Below are 20072 nucleotides of genomic sequence, written 5' to 3'. Positions count from 1 at the left end.
ATTTGCGGCAAACTATGATCCGAATTATGACTAGATTAAGTGTAAACATAAACAAGATTGCGACGTTGCGTAATGCGCGTGGAGGGGATGTCCCTAATGTGGTGAAAGTAGCACTGGATTGTGAAAGCTTTGGTGCGGAAGGAATTACCGTACATCCACGCCCTGATGAACGTCATATACGCCAGAGGGATGTGTATGATCTTCGCCCGTTGCTTCGTACTGAATTTAATATCGAAGGATATCCCGCCCCCGAATTTATTGATCTGGTATTGAAAGTGAAGCCGCATCAGGTGACTCTGGTTCCGGATAGTCCGACTCAGCTGACTTCTAATGCAGGCTGGGATACCAAGCAGAATCTGAAATTTCTGACCGAAGTACTCGAAACATTTAATGATGCAGGCATCCGTACTTCTGTATTTGTATCGGCGGATGCGGAGATGATAGAGTATGCTGCCAAAGCTGGTGCCGACCGGGTGGAACTCTATACCGAACCCTATGCGACCGCTTATCCGCAGAATAAGGAAGCTGCCGTTGCTCCTTTTGTAGAGGCCGCTAAAGTGGCACGTAGTCTGGGGCTGGGTCTGAATGCCGGACATGACCTGAGTTTGGTGAATCTGAATTATTTATATCAAAACATTCCATGGATGGATGAAGTCTCTATCGGACACTCGCTGATAAGCGATGCTCTGTATCTGGGATTGGAACGTACCATTCAGGAATATAAAAACTGTCTTCGTTGATGAATGCAATGTTGTTATTAGCCCAAGTGGCTCCGGCGCTGACCGATTCTATTGCGGGCGCCAATCCGGTATTAACTCCGGTAGCTGGTCCTGAAGAGATGAACTTATGGAGCATGGCTGTCAAGGGTGGTTGGATTATGATCGTTCTTGGATTGCTGTCCATCCTTTGTTTCTACATCTTGTTCGAACGCAACTATGTGATTAGGAAAGCCGGCAAAGAGGATCCGATGTTCATGGATAAGATAAAGGATTATATCCTGGATGGAGAAATAAAAGCCGCCATAGCTTATTGCCGCAGCGTAAATACTCCGGCTGCCCGTATGATTGAGAAAGGTATCAGCCGTTTGGGACGTCCGGTGAATGATGTGCAGGCTGCGATTGAGAATGTGGGAAACATTGAGGTAGCGAAACTGGAAAAAGGATTGACGATTATGGCAACCATCTCCGGAGGTGCGCCGATGATTGGTTTCCTTGGTACGGTGACCGGTATGGTGCGTGCTTTCTACGAAATGGCCAATGCAGGTAACAACATCGATATCACATTGCTTTCGGGCGGTATCTACGAGGCTATGATCACTACGGTAGGTGGTTTGATCGTGGGTATTATTGCAATGTTTGCCTATAACTATCTCGTGACTCTGGTAGACGGCGTGGTGAATAAGATGGAGGCTAAAACCATGGCATTCATGGACCTCTTGAATGAACCCGCTTCCTAAATAATTAATAATTAGTAATTAATAATTAATAATTGAACTAAGCGTGCTACAACGTAGAGCTAAAATATCGCCCAATTTCAGTATGGCATCCATGACGGACGTCATCTTCCTGTTGCTGATCTTTTTTATGATCACGTCTACGGTTGTTTCGCCGAACGCTATTAAAGTGTTGCTTCCGCAGGGAAAACAGCAGACGTCGGCTAAGCCCTTGACGCGAGTGATTATAGATAAGGATCTGAATTTTTACGCGGCGTTTGGAAATGATAAGGAGCAGGCGATTTCTTTGGAAGAATTGACTCCTTTCCTGCAATCGTGCGCTGCGAAAGAACCGGAAATGTATGTGGCGCTTTATGCTGATGAAGCTGTGCCTTACCGGGAAATCGTGAAAGTGCTGAATATTGCCAATGAGAATAAGTTCAAGATGGTGCTGGCTACACGCCCGCCTGAAGGGAAATAAATGTACGATGGGTAAATTGTACATTGTAAATGGTTAAATAGTAAATGGCAATGGTGGATCCGAAGAAGAAAGGCAAATATATAGGAATGGTAGGTGCGCTGCTGGTACATGTAGCGTTCATTCTCCTGTTGATACTGGTTGGCTTCGTTTTGCCGGAGCAGCAGGATGAAGACGGTATGCCGGTAATGCTGGGTGAAGTGCCCAATGCATTTGGAAGTGCTGATCCCTCCCTGGTGAAAGTGGATGTGATGCCTGAAACCGTTGCCCCTAAAGTGCAGGAGACGGTAGAACAGGAGATGCTTACCCAGGAGGATGAAGAAACCGTTGTTATCAAGCCCAAAGCAGAACCTAAAAAAAAGGAAGAAGTAAAGAAGAAGCCGGAAAAACCGGAGAAGACGGAAGCCGAGAAAGCGGAAGAAGCCCGGAAGTTGGCAGAAGCTAAAGCCGAGCGGGAACGCAGGGAGGCGGAAGAGGCTGCCCGTAAGAGGGTGGCAGGTGCCTTCGGAAAAGGAGCACAAATGGGAAGCAAAGGTACGACTGAGGGAACAGGTATCCAAGGAAGTCCCACCGGAAATGCGCCGGAAGGTGCGTCGAGCGGAACGGGAGGTTATGGAACTTTTGACCTCGGCGGACGTTCTATAGGACAAGGTGGTTTGCCGCGTCCGGCATATAATGTGCAGGATGAAGGGATTGTGGTGGTTTCTATTACTGTAAATCCGGCAGGACATGTTATTGCTACCAGTATTGACCGGAAGACCAATACCATAAATTCTGCCTTGCGGAAGGCAGCTGAAGATGCTGCTAAGAAAGCGCGTTTCAATGCTGTAAGCGGTTTGAATAACCAGACAGGAACGATAACATATTACTTTAAACTAAAATAATAAGGAGAACAATTATGGGTACAGTTTATGTTTTTTTTGCAGACGGATTTGAAGAAGTGGAAGCTTTCACCTCTGTGGATGTAATGAGACGTGCAGGGCTGAACGTGGAAATGATAACGGTGACTCCCGATGAGATAGTAACAGGTGCACATGATGTACCGGTGCTTTGCGATAAGAATGTAGTGAACTGTGATTTCTATGACGCAGATTTAGTTCTTTTACCCGGTGGAATGCCCGGAGCTGCTACTTTGGAGAAGTGCCCGGAACTTCGGAAACTGGTCTTGGATTTTGCTGAAAAGAATAAACCGATTGCTGCCATTTGTGCCGCTCCTATGATATTGGGTAAGCTTGGCTTGCTGAAAGGCCGCAAGGCAACTTGCTATCCCGGCTTCGAGCAATACCTGGAAGGTGCTGAATGTACAGGTGCTCCGGTGGAAAGAGACGGTAACATCATTACCGGAAAAGGACCGGGTGCTGCGATGGAATTCGCTCTGACGGTTGTAGATATGATGCTCGGAAAAGAGAAGGTACAGGAATTGAAAGAGGCAATGTGCGTCATCTAACTTTCATTTTTAATTTTTAATTGATGGAGTATGCTCTGATAGTTGCCGGTGGTAAAGGGTTGCGCATGGGAGGCGAACTTCCCAAACAGTTTCTGCCTATAGGTGGAAAACCTGTTTTGATGCGTACTTTGGAAGCCTTTTATGCCTACAATCCGGAGATACATATAATATTAGTGCTCCCGCATAGCCAGCAGTCTTATTGGACAGAGCTATGTGCGGAGCATTCTTTTTCTTTGCCGCATACAGTGGCGGACGGAGGTGAAACCCGCTTCCATTCGGTAAAGAACGGATTGGCTCACGTAACCACTCCGGGATTGGTTGGTGTCCATGATGGGGTACGCCCGTTTGTTTCCCGGGAAGTCATAGCCCGTTGTTATGAATTGGCTGCCGAAAAAAAGGCGGTGATTCCCGTGATAGATGTGGTGGAGACTGTACGCCATCTTAAAGGAGAAGAAAGTGTGACCGTCAGCCGGGATGAGTATAAATTGGTACAGACCCCCCAGGTGTTTGATGCCGATTTACTGAAACAGGCCTATGAACAACCTTATACTTCTTTCTTTACGGACGACGCTTCGGTAGTGGAAGCGATGGGAGTATCTGTATACCTCGCGGTAGGTAATCGGGAAAACATTAAAATTACGACTCCCTTTGATTTGAAAATAGCCGCTGCTTTGTTGGATTCATGTTTGATTTAGCTTCTCGTGACATAAAATACCTGTCGGGTGTAGGGCCGCAACGCGCCTCAGTGCTCAATAAGGAATTGAATATCTATTCCCTTCACGACTTATTGTATTATTTCCCCTATAAATATGTAGACCGTAGCCGTATCTATTATATCCATGAGATAGACGGTACGATGCCTTATATCCAGTTGAAAGGCGAAATCCTGGGCTTTGAGACGATTGGAGAAGGTAGGCAGCGCCGTCTGATTGCCCATTTCTCGGATGGTACGGGGATTGTGGATTTAGTCTGGTTTCAGGGAATTAAATTTCTCGTCGGTAAGTATAAGGTACATCAGGAATATATTGTATTTGGTAAACCCAGCGTCTTCAACGGACGGATCAATATTGCTCATCCGGATATCGATAATGCTTCGGAACTGAAGCTCTCGACAATGGGATTGCAACCTTATTATAATACAACGGAGAAAATGAAACGGAGTTCCCTCAATTCTCATGCAATTGAGAAGATGATGAGCGCCGTAGTGCAGCAACTCCGCGAACCGCTGCCCGAAACGCTTTCTCCTGCTATATTAACAAAACATCATTTGATGCCACTGACGGAAGCTTTGGTGAATATTCATTTTCCGGCAAATCCGGAATTGCTTCGTAAAGCGCAATATCGCTTGAAGTTTGAAGAACTTTTTTATGTACAGTTGAATATTCTCCGCTATGCCAAAGACAGGCAACGGAAATACCGTGGATATGTATTTGAAACGGTAGGAGAGATATTCAATACTTTCTATGCCAAGAATCTGCCTTTCGAACTGACAGGTGCCCAGAAGCGTGTACTGAAAGAAATACGCCGGGATGTGGGGAGCGGTAAGCAAATGAACCGTCTGTTGCAAGGGGATGTAGGTAGTGGAAAAACGTTGGTGGCACTGATGAGTATGCTGATAGCGTTGGATAACGGTTACCAGGCTTGTATGATGGCGCCTACCGAGATTCTGGCTAACCAGCATTTTGAAACAATCCGCGAGTTGTTGTACGGAATGGATATACGTGTGGAATTGCTAACCGGTTCTGTGAAAGGAAAAAAGCGGGAAGCCATTCTCACCGGTCTGTTGACAGGAGATGTACGAATACTGATCGGTACGCATGCCGTGATAGAGGATACCGTGAATTTCTCTTCACTGGGGCTGGTCGTGATAGATGAACAGCACCGTTTCGGTGTGGCACAACGCGCACGTTTATGGACTAAGAATGCACAGCCCCCCCATGTGCTAGTCATGACAGCTACCCCTATTCCGCGTACGCTGGCCATGACATTATACGGTGATCTCGATGTTTCCGTCATTGATGAACTGCCGCCGGGACGTAAACCTATTGTGACCATTCATAAATATGATGCGCACCGTGTAAGCTTGTACCAATCCGTCCATAGGCAGATTGCAGAGGGCAGACAGGTATATATTGTATATCCTTTGATTAAGGAAAGTGAGAAAATCGACTTGAAGAACCTGGAAGAAGGCTACCTTCATATTTGTGAGGAATTTCCGGATTGTAAAGTCTGCAAAGTACATGGCAAGATGAAAGCGGCTGAGAAGGATGCGCAGATGCAGCTTTTTGTTTCGGGCGAAGCACAGATAATGGTAGCGACTACTGTGATTGAGGTAGGCGTAAATGTACCGAATGCTTCCGTGATGATTATTGAGAATGCAGAGCGCTTCGGTTTGTCACAGCTCCATCAGTTGCGTGGTCGTGTAGGTCGTGGAGCAGAACAGTCTTATTGTATTTTAGTGACCGGATATAAGTTGGTCGAGGAAACCCGCAAGCGCCTGGAAATTATGGTACGGACAAATGACGGCTTTGAAATAGCTGAAGCCGATCTGAAGCTACGAGGTCCCGGTGATTTGGAAGGCACACAGCAAAGTGGTATTGCCTTCGACCTGAAAATTGCCGATATAGCACGTGACGGACAGCTACTGCAATATGTGCGCAATGTTGCTGAAGAAGTGGTGGATGCTGATCCTACCGGTATTCGTCCGGAGAATGAAATCCTGTGGCGCCAGCTAAAGGCACTTCGGAAAACTAACGTTAACTGGGCTTCCATTAGTTGAATAACGGTTAAACATACACTTTATTTGCATTTTTATGTTGTAAAACATATAAGTCCTTATCTTGCCGATATACAGGGAGTTAGGAGGTGATTTGATATGTACCTTTTAGTCCCTTACCGAAAAAATAGTTAAGAACAGCCTTTTCATTTAGAGAAGAAATACTACCTTTGGGAGAATTTTTTAAAAGAATGACGAAACGGAATGAATTTCAATTGCATTAAAACGATCCTAATAGCTGCGACGGCAATGGTCAGCCTGAATTCTTTTTCTCAGGATTTGATTGCCCGACAAGCCCCCATCGACAGGAAACTAAAGAGCGTTGACTCGTTGGCTTTACAGAAACAGATACGTGCTGAACAATCTGCTTATCCAGGTCTAAGTCTATATCCGACTTGGAACAATGAGTATGTACAAGCTTATGGCGATGCTATCGTTCCTGAAAGCTATAAAGTGGACCTGACAGGTTTCTGTATGCCTACCACGCATACGAAGATTACCGATGTATTTGGCTATCGTCCCAGAAGACGCAGAATGCACTATGGCTTGGATGTTAAAGTATTCATCGGTGATACGATTCGAGCTGCTTTCGATGGTAAAGTACGCGTAGTAAAGAATCAGGGACGCCGTGGCTATGGTAAGTATATCGTTATTCGTCATGACAATGGACTGGAAACTGTTTACGGACACTTGTCCAAACAGATCGTGGAAATTAATCAATTGGTTAAAGCCGGAGAACCTATCGCTTTAGGTGGCAATACGGGACGTTCTACCGGTTCGCATCTTCACTTTGAAACCCGTTTCCTGGGAATTCCTATCGACCCCGCTTTAATGTTTGACTTTGAAAAGCAAGACGTTGTTGCTGATCATTATACTTTTACTAAGACCAAGACTTCAAAAGGAACTGCTCGCAGCATGGCTTCCGGTGAAGGTTTGTTCTATAAAGTGAAGAGTGGCGATACATTGTCTAAGATTGCATCCCGTCAGGGAGTATCTATTGACAAGCTCTGTCAGTTGAATCGCATTACACGGAAAACAATCTTACGTCCGGGACAGGTATTACGTTGTTCGTAAGATATCAATAAACCCATAAAGAAGAGGGCACTTTAATATAATTTAGAGTGCCCTCTTTTCTTTTTTCTTTAATTATTCCTACCTTTGCAACCAATTTGTAAGGAAATGAAAGATACCAAACAACAATTTGAGCATGTCATTGCCATCTGTCGTGATTTGTTCTCCAAGAAACTACATGATTACGGTCCGGCATGGCGTATTCTCCGTCCGGCTTCCGTGACTGACCAGATATTCATTAAAGCCAATCGTATCAGGAGTATTGAAACCAAAGGAGTGACGTTGGTGGACGAAGGAATACGTTCCGAGTTCATTGCGATAGTCAACTATGGTATTGTCGGATTGATACAGTTGGAACTGGGATATGCGGAATCAGCCGATATCACGAATGAAGAAGCAATGGCGTTGTATGACAAATATGCTAAAACTTCATTGGATCTGATGCTTGCTAAGAATCATGATTACGATGAGGCATGGCGCAGCATGCGTGTCAGTTCATACACTGATCTGATATTGATGAAAATCTACCGTACGAAACAGATTGAAAGCCTGTCAGGACAGACTTTGGTTTCGGAAGGAGTGGATGCTAATTATATGGACATGATTAATTATTCCGTATTCGGTTTGATTAAGATTGAATTTGGAGACTAAGCAGAAACATATAATCTGGAAGAGCTGGGTGAATGTTTGCCGCTTTTTACTGGCGGTGGTATTTATCTTTTCCGGCTTTGTGAAGGCTGTCGATCCGTTAGGCTCTTTTTATAAGATTCAGGATTATCTGACGGCTTTCGGAATGGCCGCGTGGTTTCCTACATATTTGCAACTACTGTTTGCCATCGTATTGTCGGCGTTGGAATTCTCCGTGGGAGTATTCTTGTTCTTCGGTATACGGCGGCGGTTTGCTACGACTCTAGCATTGTTGCTGATGATCGTGATGACACCGCTGACACTGTATCTGGCATTAGCGAATCCGGTGTCCGATTGTGGTTGTTTCGGTGATGCATGGGTGTTGACAAATTGGGAAACGTTCGGCAAGAATGTGGTATTGTTTATTGCAGCCGTATCTGTCTTCAAAGGTGGAAAACAAATCATCCGCTTTATTACGGCGAAAATGGCATGGATGGTTTCCATGTATACGTTCTTTTTTGTGTTTGTGCTTTCGTTCTATTGCTTGGATAATCTGCCTATTCTGGATTTCCGTCCTTACAAGATCGGAAAGAATATCAAAGAAGGCATGGAAATACCCGAAGGAGCAAAACCCAGTGTGTTTGAGAGCAAGTTCATTCTGGAGAAAGATGGAAAAAAGCAGGAATTTACACTGGATAATTACCCGGATAGCACATGGACGTTTGTTGAAACACGTACGGTGTTGAAGGAAAAAGGATACGAGCCTCCGATTCACGACTTCTCTATTGTAAGTCTGGAAACCGGAGAGGATCTGACCGATAGTATTTTATCAGATAAGGGATATACATTCCTGTTAGTAGCTCATCGTATTGAAAATGCTGACGATAGCAATATAGACCTTATTAACGAGATCTATGATTATAGTGTGGAGCATGGGTACGGCTTTTATGCCCTGACTTCTTCGCCGGAGGAACAAATAGAGTTGTGGCGTGACAAGACCGGTGCAGAATATCCTTTCTGCCAGATGGACGACATCACTTTGAAGACCATTATTCGTTCCAATCCCGGACTGATGCTGATAAAGGATGGTGTCATTCTGAATAAGTGGAGTGATAACAGCTTGCCGGATGAATACGTGTTGACGGATAGTCTGGATAAACTGGAACTCGGTCAGCAGAAACAAGAAAGTGATTTGCGCACGATTGGTTACGTTCTTTTGTGGTTTATTATTCCGTTGCTGATGGTTATCGGCGTGGACATCCTGGTTGTGAAGCGCAGGGAAAGGAAGAGAGCGAAAAATAAAGTGATTAGCGATGGAGTGATGAGTGATAAGCAAGAGCTTCCTCAGCCATAAACCACAAATTATAAATCAAAAATACATTAACCCTTTTAATAAATAAAAAACAAAATGAGAAAAAACATTGTTGCAGGAAACTGGAAAATGAACAAAACCCTTCAGGAGGGTATTGCTCTTGCAAAAGAACTGAATGAAGTATTGGCTAACGAAAAGCCTAACTGTGATGTAATCATCTGTACTCCTTTTATTCACCTGGCATCGGTTACTCCGTTGGTAGACCCCGCTAAGATTGGCGTAGGTGCTGAAAACTGTGCTGATAAAGAATCAGGTGCTTACACTGGTGAAGTTTCAGCTGCTATGGTTGCTTCTACAGGCGCTAAATATGTAATCCTGGGTCACTCAGAACGTCGTGCTTACTACGGCGAAACAGTTGCCATCCTGGAAGAAAAAGTAAAATTGGCTTTGGCTAACGGCCTGACTCCGATCTTCTGTATCGGTGAAGTGCTGGAAGAGCGCGAAGCTAACAAGCAGAATGAAGTAGTTGCTGCTCAGTTGGCTTCTGTATTCTCTCTGTCTGCTGAAGATTTCTCTAAGATCGTATTGGCTTACGAACCGGTTTGGGCTATCGGTACAGGTAAAACCGCTACTCCCGACCAGGCTCAGGAAATCCATGCTTTCATCCGTTCATTAGTTGCTGACAAGTACGGTAAGGAAGTTGCTGACAACTGTTCTATCCTTTACGGTGGTAGCGCTAAACCGTCTAACGCTAAGGAATTGTTCGCTAATCCTGACGTTGATGGTGGCTTGATCGGTGGTGCAGCTCTGAAGGTAGCAGACTTCAAAGGTATCATTGATGCTTTTAATTAATAGATAATGGAAGACTGATAATTGATAACCGGTGAAGTGCCGGTTGTCGGTTATCAGTCTCTATAATCATATTATCAACCGTCTATTATTATATTATTCATTATGAAGAAGCTTGGTTTACTTTTAATTGCATGCTTTGCTTTCGCCGCTTTTGCTTCGGCGCAGAATAACATTGTGAAGAGTTTGGAACGCAATGTGCCGGGACAGGGTAAGGTAACCATCCATCAGGATGCCCGCATCGAGGCCTTGATAGGTCAGGAATATATCCCCAACGGAACGGAGAACAGAGTGCTTAAAAGTCAGGGTTTTCGTGTACAGGTGTATGCCGGAAACAATACCAGTAGAGCCAAGAACGAAGCTCACGCTGTGGGCTCACGAATCAAAGAATATTTCCCGGAACTTTCTGTTTATACCTCTTTCAACTCTCCCCGCTGGCTGTGCCGTGTAGGAGACTTCCGCAGTATTGAAGAAGCAGATGCCATGATGCGCCAGTTGCGTGCTACAGGCGTATTCAAAGAAGTTTCTATTGTGAAAGAGCAGATAAACATCCCCTTATAAAAACTTACTCATGTTAGGAAAAGAAGAAATCGTATCTCCTGCACTGGATGAACTGAAAGAACACTATCAGCGTATTATAACTTTATTGGGCGAAGATGCCGAACGCGAAGGACTACTGAAAACCCCCGAACGTGTAGCAAAGGCTATGCTGAGTTTGACAAAAGGCTATTTCATGGACCCGCATGAAGTGCTCCGCTCTGCCAAGTTTAAGGAAGAATACAGCCAGATGGTGATTGTGAAAGACATTGATTTCTTCTCACTTTGCGAACACCACATGCTTCCGTTCTACGGAAAAGCACACGTGGCTTATATCCCCAACGGTTACATTACAGGGCTGAGCAAAATTGCCCGTGTAGTGGATATCTTTTCCCATCGCCTTCAGGTGCAGGAACGCATGACGCTCCAGATTAAAGAATGCATCCAGGAAACACTGAATCCTCTGGGTGTAATGGTGGTTGTGGAAGCCAAGCACATGTGTATGCAGATGCGTGGGGTTGAAAAGCAAAATTCCATAACGACCACTTCCGATTTTACAGGTGCTTTCAATCAGGCAAAGACTCGTGAAGAGTTTATGAACCTCATTCGCCAGAATTCATTCACATAACAATTCCGTACGTTATTTCATGAAAGGAAACTACAGTTCCATGAAGGAAAACTGTTGTTCCCATTAAAGGAAACGCGCGTTCCCTTTAGGAGAAACCGTCGTTCTCATTAGGGGAAACTGTCGTTTCTGCATGGGGAAATTATCGTTCTCATTAAGAGTAAGGTGATTTAACCGAGTACAACTCTGTCTCCCAACCGTTTGGCCATAATACTTTTGATCTCACGCAGTTCTGAGTAGCGTTTCATGATAGAGGTGCATTGTTCTTCATCATTGGCTACGGCAGGATCTTGCAAGGCATACATCATGTGTTTCATTTCTTCACTGATGATGGCGAACTTGAAATTAATCATGAGCGTAGGTACCAATTCGAATAGGCGTTCCTCATCGGTCACCAACCTTTGGGCTTTGGAATGATACTTACTCAGTTGGTAGCGGTCGGCAATCAACTCTGTACTTAGCTTACTGATAATTGGGTCGGGATGTGCCAGGAAATACCGTTCTGCGGTGAACCCTTCATTATGTATATGCTCTGCCGCTTCTATCAACATTTGCCTGTGCAGCGGGTTGTGGAAAGCCAGTTCATCCTCCTTTAAGTCATTGACTATGTATTCCGTTACCGTGATGGGAATTTCTTTCCCTTCCTCATCGGGAACGTTGCACAATATTTTCTCTCCGTAGCGTACTACCATTTGCAGGATAAGGCGCTCGTATTTGTAGAATTCCTGTCCTTCTTTTCCCTCCTGTGGGATATAAGATACGTATTCGGCAGCTTCCGGTGGAAGCGGTGCACCACCGTCAGGCATTTCTCCATCCATGGGATAAGGAGGCATGTCTTCAGGGTAGGGTGGTTGCATTCCGTCGGGAAGCGGTGCTTGTGCAGCGTCGCGGGCTGCATTATTCTTTCTTGTTTCCCGGTTTCTTTGTTCCGCCTGCTTCTCAGCCTGCGTTTCGCGTCGTTTGGCAACTTCCGAAACCAGCAGTTTGTCTTCTATACGAAGCAGCTGGCTACATTCTTTAATATATACATCGCGGACAATTGCTTCAGGAATAATAGATATACTTTGTACAAGATTGCCGATTAACTCAGCACGCTTGATGGGATCTTTTCCGGCATCTTCCAGTAAAAGATTTGTTTTGAAGCGTATAAAGTCAGTTTCATTATCTTGTATGAATTTCTGGAATTCTGTAGCGTTGTGCTTGCGTGCGAAGGAGTCCGGATCTTCCCCATCGGGAAGTAGGCAAACCTTGATATTCATTCCTTCTTCCAGCAGCATGTCGATACCACGGAGAGAAGCCTTGATACCTGCCACGTCACCGTCATAGAGTACCGTAATGTTATTGGTGAAGCGGTGAATGAGCTTAATTTGTCCCGGAGTCAGTGCCGTACCCGAAGAAGCTACCACATTCTCCACACCTGACTGGTGCATGGAAATAACGTCCGTGTATCCTTCCACCAGGAAGCAACGGTCTTGTTTCACAATAGCCTGTTTGGCAAAATAAATGCCATACAACTCACTACTCTTATGATAGATTTCCGATTCGGGAGAGTTGACATATTTAACTTTGACTCCCTTCGTCGCACTGCTAAGCACGCGCCCGCCGAAAGCGACCACCTTACCGGAAAGTGTGTGCACCGGAAAAATGACACGTCCCCAAAAGCGGTCACGCAGGCGGTGATCGTCCGTTTCGTAACAAAGCCCTGTCTTGACAAGATATTCTTTCTTGAATCCCTTCTTTATGGCTTCCTGAGCCATGGCATCGTGACTTTCGGTGCAATAGCCTAACTGGAACTTTTCGATGATATCATCCCGGAAACCACGATTGCGGAAGTATGCCATACCAATGCTACGTCCGTCCACATGGTTTTTAAGTATATTTTGGAAGTAATCACGTGCAAAGTTATTCACAATGAACAAACTTTCACGTTCGCTCTGCATCAGCTTCTCTTCACTAGACAGTTCGCGCTCCTTGATTTCGATACCGTATTTCTTTGCCAGATATTTCAGAGCTTCAGGGTAGCTCATCTGCTCGTGCTCCATTATGAAGTGCACCGCATTGCCACCCTTACCGCAGGAAAAGCATTTGCACAACCCTTTGGAAGGCGATACATAAAATGATGGCGTCTTGTCATCATGGAACGGACACAAGCCTACATAATTCACACCTCGCTTGCGCAACGTAACGAAGTCCGATACAATGTCTACAATCTGTGCGGCATCCAGAATTCTGTCTATGGTAGGTTGGTCTATCATTGGATAATTGTTTTTGCGAATGCAAAGATAAAAAAAATCCCCCGTTGAGGACGAGGGAACCTAATGTTTTCACAACGGAATGGTCCTTATTGTGATTTGCTTCATTGGATGAATAGCTTAGTAGTGGTAATGAGATCTTTCCTTTCTTCTACCTAAATTGCTGTTTGTCAGCTTTATTATTATATTCACACTAAGTATTAAAATAATTATCTATCGTTGTTACGTCTAAAATTGCTAAATTCTAAGTAAAGTACTGGTATCATATTCTATAGTGAGCTGTGATTCGCTTCAAATAAGTATTTTAATATGGAATTTAGCTTTTCTATTTCCTTAATGATATATATTTATCACTATTAGAATATACATCAATGAAGGTTGCATTTTTGCCAAAATATAAATCAAATAATTTCATATACTATGAATTTCTTCGAATTTCTTCGAATTTAAAGGTTTTAGAATTAGAATAGATATAAAGCTGTCAGATATAAAAGTTTCACTATTAGGCGGAATGAAAAATAAAAGAAAGAGACTAAACTAAGAATCTATGATAATAAAAAAGCCCCCGTAAAAGGACGAGGGCAACCTAAGTGTTTTCACAACGGAATAATCCTTATTGTGATTCGCTTCAAATAGTATGCTACAAATATAGACAATATTTTGATAAATCGTGGTTTTATATTCTTTTTTTATTAACTTTGTGAGAATGCATAATAAAATAATAATAAAATGAAAAAAATACTGGGATTAGATTTAGGTACAAATAGTATCGGTTGGGCAGTGGTGACTTCTGTAGGTGAAGGACAGAATGAAAATAGGTTAATAGAACTGTCTGGTAGTCGTATTATACCAATGGATGCTGCAACATTAGGTGACTTTGATAAAGGAGTAACTAAATCTCAAACTTCTGAAAGAACAACATTCAGAGGCATACGCCGACTTCGTGAACGTGGCTTGTTGCGACGCGAAAGGCTGCATAAAGTGTTGAAAATACTTGGATTCCTGCCCGAACACTATGCAAACGAAATAGATTTTGATCATCATCCTGGTAAATTTAAGCCGGATGTTGAGCCTAAGCTTCCATGGAAGAAGAATGAAATGGGACAATGGGTGTTCCTTTTTCAGAATTCGTTTCAGGCCATGTTAGCTGATTTCTCTCACTATCAACCAGAGTGGGTAGCTGATAGTAAAAAAGTTCCCTATGATTGGACTATCTATTATTTACGTAAGAAAGCGTTAACAGAAAAAATATCAAAGGAGGAATTGGCATGGATTCTTTTGAATTTTAATCAGAAACGTGGTTATTATCAGTTGCGTGGCGAAGATGAGGAAGAGTCATCTAATAAGTTAAAGGAGTATTGTGCTTTGCAGGTAGTTCGAGTTGAAGCGACTGACGAAAAAAAAGGAAAGGAAACATGGTATAATGTTCATTTGGAGAATGGTTGGATTTACCGTAGAACAAGTGCTGTTCCTCTTAAGTGGGAAGGAATGGTGAAAGAATTTATTGTAACTACAGATTTGAATGAAGATGGTACTCCGAAATTAGGGAAGGATGGAAGTGTAAAACGCTCTTTCAGTATACCTAAAGAAGGAGATTGGACGTTGATAAAGAAAAAAACGGAAGCTGATATTACTAAAAGTAACAAAACAATCGGAACTTATATTTATGATACCCTGTTGCACAATCCTGGTCAGAAAATAAAGGGACAACTGATACGGACTGTTGAACGTAAATATTATAAAGAAGAATTGCGAGCTATTCTGTTGAAGCAAATATCCTTCCATTCCGAACTTCAGGACAACGATATATTTAAAAGATGTGTTGAGGCACTCTATCCGAATAATGAAGTTCATAAAAGAAATATTGCTAATCGGGATTTCGTTTACTTATTTATAGATGATATTTTATTTTATCAGCGTCCTTTAAAGACTAAAAAATCATTGATTGACAATTGTCCCTATGAGGAGAATCAATATGTAGATAAGGAAACCGGAGAAATAAAACGAGCTTCCATTAAATGTATTGCTAAGACTCAGCCACTTTTTCAAGAGTTTCGCTTATGGCAATTCATTGATAATATCCGTATCTATAAAAGAGAAAAAGAAGTAGATGGGAGGCTACAAACAGATGTAGATGTTACTGTCGATTTCCTTAAAACAGAGGCCGATTATGTTGCTTTGTTTGAGTGGTTAAATGATAAGGGGAAAATAGATCAGAAGTCTTTTCTTGCTAATCCTGCATTTGGTATTAAGAAAGTAGCAGAACAATATCGTTGGAATTATGTAGAAGATAAATCTTATCCATGTAATGAAACTCACTCTTTAATTTTGTCCCTGCTAGAAAAATCAGAAATATCAACCAGTTTTTTATCGGAAGAGGGAGGAAGAGAAGAGGCGTTGTGGCATATTCTTTATTCAGTCGAAGATAAGCAAGAAATCGTTAAAGCATTGACAAAGTTTGCGACTAAATATAATTTACCGAATCGTTTTGTAGAAGTCTTCTGTAAATGTCCGCCGTTTAAAAAAGAGTATGGAGCCTATTCGGCAAAAGCTATCAAGAAACTTTTGCCATTAATGCGAAGAGGGAAGTATTGGGCTGACACGGCTATTGATGATAAGACGGCTGAACGCATAAAGAAAATTATAAATGGGGAATTTGACGAATCTATATGTAAACAAGTCAGAGAAAAATGTGCCAATCTTTCAACATTGAATGATTTCAGGGGACTTCCGTTATGGCTTGCTTGCTATATAGTATATAACAGACATTCAGAAGCGAAAGAGACTACAAAATGGGAATCTCCCGAGGATATAGATATTTATTTGAGGAATTTTAAACAACATTCATTGCGTAATCCGATAGTCGAACAGGTGGTTTTGGAGACATTGCGTACCGTTCGTGACATTTGGAAAAAGGTTGGGCGGATTGACGAGATACATGTGGAACTGGGGCGTGAGATAAAAAACTCATCAGAGAAACGTAAACAAATCTCCGAGCAGATACAGGCAAATGAAAATGCCAACCTGCGCATTAAAGCTTTGTTGATTGAGTTTATGAACCCGGAATTTGGAGTGGAAAATGTACGCCCTTATTCACCCAGTCAGCAGGAATTGTTGCGTATATATGAGGATGGGGTGTTGAATAGCGTGGAAGAGTTACCGGATGATATTGCCGTTTTTTTGAAGAAATTTGATGTTATGAGGCAGCCGACTCGTTCAGAGTTCTTACGGTATAAATTATGGTTAGAACAGCGATATCGTTCGCCCTATACAGGAAATGTGATTCCTTTGGGACAATTGTTTACACCGGCTTATGAGATAGAACATATTATACCGCAAGCACGTTATTTTGACGATTCATTTAGTAATAAAGTAATATGTGAATCGGCAGTGAATAAACTGAAAGATAATCTTTTAGGATATGAGTTCATAAAGGAGCATCACGGGAGAAAACTTTCTGAGCATATTCAAATATTTTCTGTTGAGGCTTATGAGACATTCGTTAAGGAACATTATGCCAAGTCGAGAAATAAGATGAAGAAGTTGCTCATGGATGAAATTCCAGAAAAGTTTATTGAACGCCAGTTGAATGATAGTCGGTATATCAGTAAGTTAGTAAAGAGGCTATTATCTAATATTGTTCGTGAAAAAGATAAGGATGGTGAGTATGAACAGGAAGATATTTCCAAAAATATGGTTGTTTGTACAGGGACCGTTACCGATAGGCTCAAAAGAGATTGGGGTATGAATGATGTATGGAATCAGATAGTGTATCCTCGTTTTGACCGATTGAACCATTTGACTGATAGTTGTCAGTTTGGTGGGTGGGAAGATAAAGCAGGTAAGAGGGTTTTCCAGACAGCAATGCCGCTTGAATACCAAAAAGGTTTTAACAAGAAGCGTATCGACCATCGTCATCATGCAATGGATGCAATTATAATAGCTTGCGCTACACGAAATCACGTAAATTATTTGAGTAATGAGTCGGCAAGCAAAAATTCTAAAGTCTCCCGGACAGATTTACAGCGACAATTATGTGATAAAAAGAAAACGAATGATAAGGGGGATTATATATGGAGTATTAAAAAGCCATGGGATACATTTACTCAGGATGCTCGGAAATCATTAGAGCATATTATTGTGGGTTTCAAGCAAAATCTGCGGGTTATAAACAAGTCGTCCAATACTTATCAGTGTTTCGATGAACATGGAATAAAGGTATTGAAGAAGCAGGTGCATGGAGATAATCTTGCAATCCGCAAACCTATGCATAAGGATACAGCCTTTGGAAGTGTCAACTTGAGAAGAGTAAAAGAGGCTCGATTGTCGGTTGCACTTGATGCTCCATCTATGATTGTAGATAAAAAGATGAAAAAGAAGGTTCTCGAACTCATGTCATATAAATATGATAAGAAAGGTATTGAGAGATATTTTAAGGAGAACATCTATTTGTGGAAGAATTTGAATTTATCGAAAGTTCCTGTTTATTATTTTACAGACAATACTTCCGAACCTTTGGTGGCAGTGTGTAAACCTTTGGATGCTAGCTTTAATATGAAAAAAATCAAAGAAGCTGTGACAGATACTGGTATACAAAAAATACTTCTGAAGCATTTGTCTAATAATGATGATAATCCAGCATTAGCATTTTCACCGGATGGTATCAGTGAGATGAATAAAAACTTAACTGTTTTGAATGATGGCAAGTTACATCAACCTATCTATAGAGTACGCGTTTATGAACCAAAAGGCAATAAATTCAATGTAGGTAGTGTGGCTAATAAGCGTTCTAAATATGTAGAAGCTGCCAAAGGAACGAACTTATTCTTTGCTGTTTACCAGACATCTTCCGGTGATCGGGTCTATGAAACCATTCCATTGAATATTGTTATAGAACGTCTGAAAATGAGATGGACTCCCGTACCAGAGATGAATGCTAAGGGAGACCGATTATTGTTTACGTTATCACCCAATGATTTGGTATATATACCTACGGTAGAGGAGTGTGAGTCAGGTAACATATCCCCTGAAATAGATAGTAGAAGAATCTATAAAATGGTTTCTTCGTCCGGTCCACAATGCTTTTTTGTACCTCATACGGTAGCTAATCCGATCGTTTCAACTCTTGAATTAGGAGCTAATAATAAAGCTGAAAAATCATGGGATGGGGAAATGATAAAATCTATTTGCGTTCCAGTCAAGGTTGATAAGATTGGAAATATAATAAGTATAGGTGGAAGGAAAAACTTATGATAAAAAAAACTCTTTATTTCGGGAATCCGGTTTATCTCTCTTTACGTAATGCACAGCTAGTGATTAAGTTGCCAGAAGTTGTGAAGAATGAGTCTCTACCTAGCGCTTTCAAAGAACAAACGGAAGTGACAAAACCAGTAGAAGATATCGGAGTTGTGGTATTGGATAATAAACAAATAACTATTACTTCAGGAGTCTTGGAAGCGTTGCTTGAAAATAATTCTGCTGTGATAACTTGTGATAGCAAAAGCATGCCGGTGGGATTGATGCTTCCTTTGTATGGAAACACAACTCAGAATGAGCGTTTTCGCCAGCAGTTGGAGGCATCTCTTCCATTAAAAAAACAGCTTTGGCAGCAGACTATCCGTGCAAAAATAGAGAATCAAGCTACTGCTTTGCGGAAGTGTATAGGTGAAGAAATGAAATGCATGCGTATATGGGCTGCAGATGTAAAGAGTGGAGATTCTGATAATTTGGAAGCTCGTGCAGCAGCTTTCTATTGGAAAAACTTGTTTTCCAATATTGATGGATTTACAAGAGAGCGTGAGGGAATTCCGCCTAATAATCTGTTAAATTATGGATATGCTATTTTGCGTGCAGTTGTTGCAAGAGCTTTGGTTACAAGTGGACTTTTGCCGACTTTAGGTATTCATCACCATAATCGTTATAATGCTTACTGTCTGGCAGATGATATAATGGAACCTTATCGTCCTTATGTAGATGAATTGGTTTTTGGTATAGTGAGAAGTGGGATGAGGTATGAGGAATTGACAAAAGAGTTGAAAATACAATTATTGGGTATTCCTACTTTGGAAGTTAGGATTGATGGTAAGAGGAGCCCTTTAATGGTTGCTGTATCTCAAACAACTGCTTCACTTTATAAATGTTTTAGTGGAGAGGTGCGTCGTATTGCCTATCCTGAGATGTGATGGATCGTTTTAGTGAATATCGTATTATGTGGCTATTGGTTTTTTTCGATTTGCCTACTGAAACAAAGAAAGAGAAAAAGGCGTATATTGATTTTAGGAAAAATCTTCAGAAAGATGGTTTCACAATGTTCCAGTTTTCGATTTATGTGCGTCATTGTGGTAGTAGTGAAAATGCGGAAGTACATATGAAGCGGGTTAGGTCATTTTTACCGGAACTTGGAAAAGTGGGAATTATGTGTATAACTGATAAGCAGTTTGGTGCTATCGAACTCTTTTATGGTAAGAAAGTGCAGGAAATAAATACTCCAGGGCAACAACTTGAATTATTTTAGAATTAAAAAATCCCGCTATTAAACGGGATTTTCTATTACAACAGCATCTGTTTTTTATATTCGAGTTTCTACTGTAAATGCTTGTAGTACAGTCTACTGCTGGTGATGAGCTGTTGCTTATCCTACAAAGATACTATTTTGAAAGCGAATCA

At 42.0% G+C, this 20072-nt stretch carries 17 protein-coding genes; 16 read left to right on the top strand and 1 reads right to left on the bottom strand.

Annotation, left to right across the window (positions count from 1 at the left end):
- The first annotated feature begins 26 nt into the window (after window positions 1-26).
- From DWW10_RS24805 to folE, 13 genes are all read left to right on the top strand, one after another.
- The gene (locus DWW10_RS24805; RefSeq protein WP_118221414.1) at window positions 27-740 is read left to right on the top strand and encodes a pyridoxine 5'-phosphate synthase; all 714 of its coding nucleotides are present in this window, start codon (window positions 27-29) and stop codon (window positions 738-740) included.
- Window positions 740-1456, top strand: a complete 717-nt coding sequence (locus DWW10_RS24800) for a MotA/TolQ/ExbB proton channel family protein (RefSeq protein WP_022391859.1) — start codon at window positions 740-742, stop codon at window positions 1454-1456. Before DWW10_RS24805 ends, DWW10_RS24800 begins: the two co-directional genes overlap by 1 nt.
- An 82-nt stretch (window positions 1457-1538) precedes the next feature.
- Window positions 1539-1913 (top strand): ExbD/TolR family protein, encoded by a 375-nt coding sequence (locus DWW10_RS24795; protein ID WP_007210072.1) that lies wholly within the window; start codon window positions 1539-1541, stop codon window positions 1911-1913.
- A gap of 50 nt (window positions 1914-1963) precedes the next feature.
- Window positions 1964-2794: a TonB family protein gene (locus tag DWW10_RS24790; RefSeq protein ID WP_044532283.1), complete on the top strand. Its 831-nt coding sequence runs from the start codon at window positions 1964-1966 to the stop codon at window positions 2792-2794.
- A gap of 14 nt (window positions 2795-2808) precedes the next feature.
- On the top strand, window positions 2809-3357 hold the full coding sequence (locus tag DWW10_RS24785; RefSeq protein ID WP_007210074.1) for a DJ-1 family glyoxalase III: 549 nt from the start codon (window positions 2809-2811) through the stop codon (window positions 3355-3357).
- Between the two features lie 23 nt (window positions 3358-3380).
- Window positions 3381-4052: a 2-C-methyl-D-erythritol 4-phosphate cytidylyltransferase gene (locus DWW10_RS24780; protein WP_118421180.1), complete on the top strand. Its 672-nt coding sequence runs from the start codon at window positions 3381-3383 to the stop codon at window positions 4050-4052.
- The gene (gene recG, locus DWW10_RS24775; RefSeq protein ID WP_118421181.1) at window positions 4040-6136 is read left to right on the top strand and encodes an ATP-dependent DNA helicase RecG; all 2097 of its coding nucleotides are present in this window, start codon (window positions 4040-4042) and stop codon (window positions 6134-6136) included. Before DWW10_RS24780 ends, recG begins: the two co-directional genes overlap by 13 nt.
- 201 nt (window positions 6137-6337) lie before the next feature.
- Complete coding sequence (locus DWW10_RS24770; protein ID WP_007210077.1) at window positions 6338-7207, top strand: M23 family metallopeptidase; 870 nt, start codon at window positions 6338-6340, stop codon at window positions 7205-7207.
- A gap of 105 nt (window positions 7208-7312) precedes the next feature.
- Window positions 7313-7855, top strand: coding sequence for a DUF1599 domain-containing protein (locus tag DWW10_RS24765; RefSeq protein WP_007210078.1), 543 nt, complete (start codon window positions 7313-7315; stop codon window positions 7853-7855).
- Entirely contained in the window at window positions 7845-9185 is a 1341-nt protein-coding gene (locus DWW10_RS26565; protein WP_118421272.1) for a BT_3928 family protein, read from the top strand. The genes DWW10_RS24765 and DWW10_RS26565 overlap by 11 nt, the downstream gene beginning before the upstream one ends.
- Window positions 9186-9239: 54 nt before the next feature.
- Window positions 9240-9995, top strand: a complete 756-nt coding sequence (gene tpiA / locus DWW10_RS26560) for a triose-phosphate isomerase (protein WP_022208975.1) — start codon at window positions 9240-9242, stop codon at window positions 9993-9995.
- A gap of 102 nt (window positions 9996-10097) precedes the next feature.
- Window positions 10098-10553, top strand: coding sequence for an SPOR domain-containing protein (locus DWW10_RS24750; protein ID WP_007210081.1), 456 nt, complete (start codon window positions 10098-10100; stop codon window positions 10551-10553).
- 10 nt (window positions 10554-10563) lie between these two features.
- Entirely contained in the window at window positions 10564-11157 is a 594-nt protein-coding gene (folE, locus tag DWW10_RS24745; protein ID WP_007210082.1) for a GTP cyclohydrolase I FolE, read from the top strand.
- Window positions 11158-11324: 167 nt separating this feature from the next.
- Here folE and dnaG read toward each other — a convergent pair whose 3' ends face one another.
- On the bottom strand, window positions 11325-13409 hold the full coding sequence (dnaG, locus tag DWW10_RS24740; protein WP_118421182.1) for a DNA primase: 2085 nt from the start codon (window positions 13407-13409) through the stop codon (window positions 11325-11327).
- Window positions 13410-14135: 726 nt separating this feature from the next.
- Here dnaG and cas9 point away from each other — a divergent pair.
- Genes cas9 through cas2 form a run of 3 tightly spaced genes read left to right on the top strand, consistent with a single transcriptional unit; the run spans window position 14136 to window position 19920 of the window.
- Window positions 14136-18659 (top strand): type II CRISPR RNA-guided endonuclease Cas9, encoded by a 4524-nt coding sequence (gene cas9, locus DWW10_RS24735; RefSeq protein WP_118421183.1) that lies wholly within the window; start codon window positions 14136-14138, stop codon window positions 18657-18659.
- Complete coding sequence (gene cas1, locus DWW10_RS24730; protein WP_118421184.1) at window positions 18656-19588, top strand: type II CRISPR-associated endonuclease Cas1; 933 nt, start codon at window positions 18656-18658, stop codon at window positions 19586-19588. Before cas9 ends, cas1 begins: the two co-directional genes overlap by 4 nt.
- A complete protein-coding gene (gene cas2, locus DWW10_RS24725) occupies window positions 19588-19920 on the top strand; it encodes a CRISPR-associated endonuclease Cas2 (protein ID WP_118421185.1) in 333 nt (110 codons plus the stop codon). Before cas1 ends, cas2 begins: the two co-directional genes overlap by 1 nt.
- Window positions 19921-20072 lie beyond the last annotated feature (152 nt).

It is taken from the genome of Bacteroides intestinalis (assembly GCF_003464595.1).
Classification (GTDB): Bacteria; Bacteroidota; Bacteroidia; order Bacteroidales; family Bacteroidaceae; genus Bacteroides; species Bacteroides intestinalis_A.
Note: the sequence above shows the minus strand (reverse complement) of the source record. Positions and strands in the feature narration are given on the sequence as shown.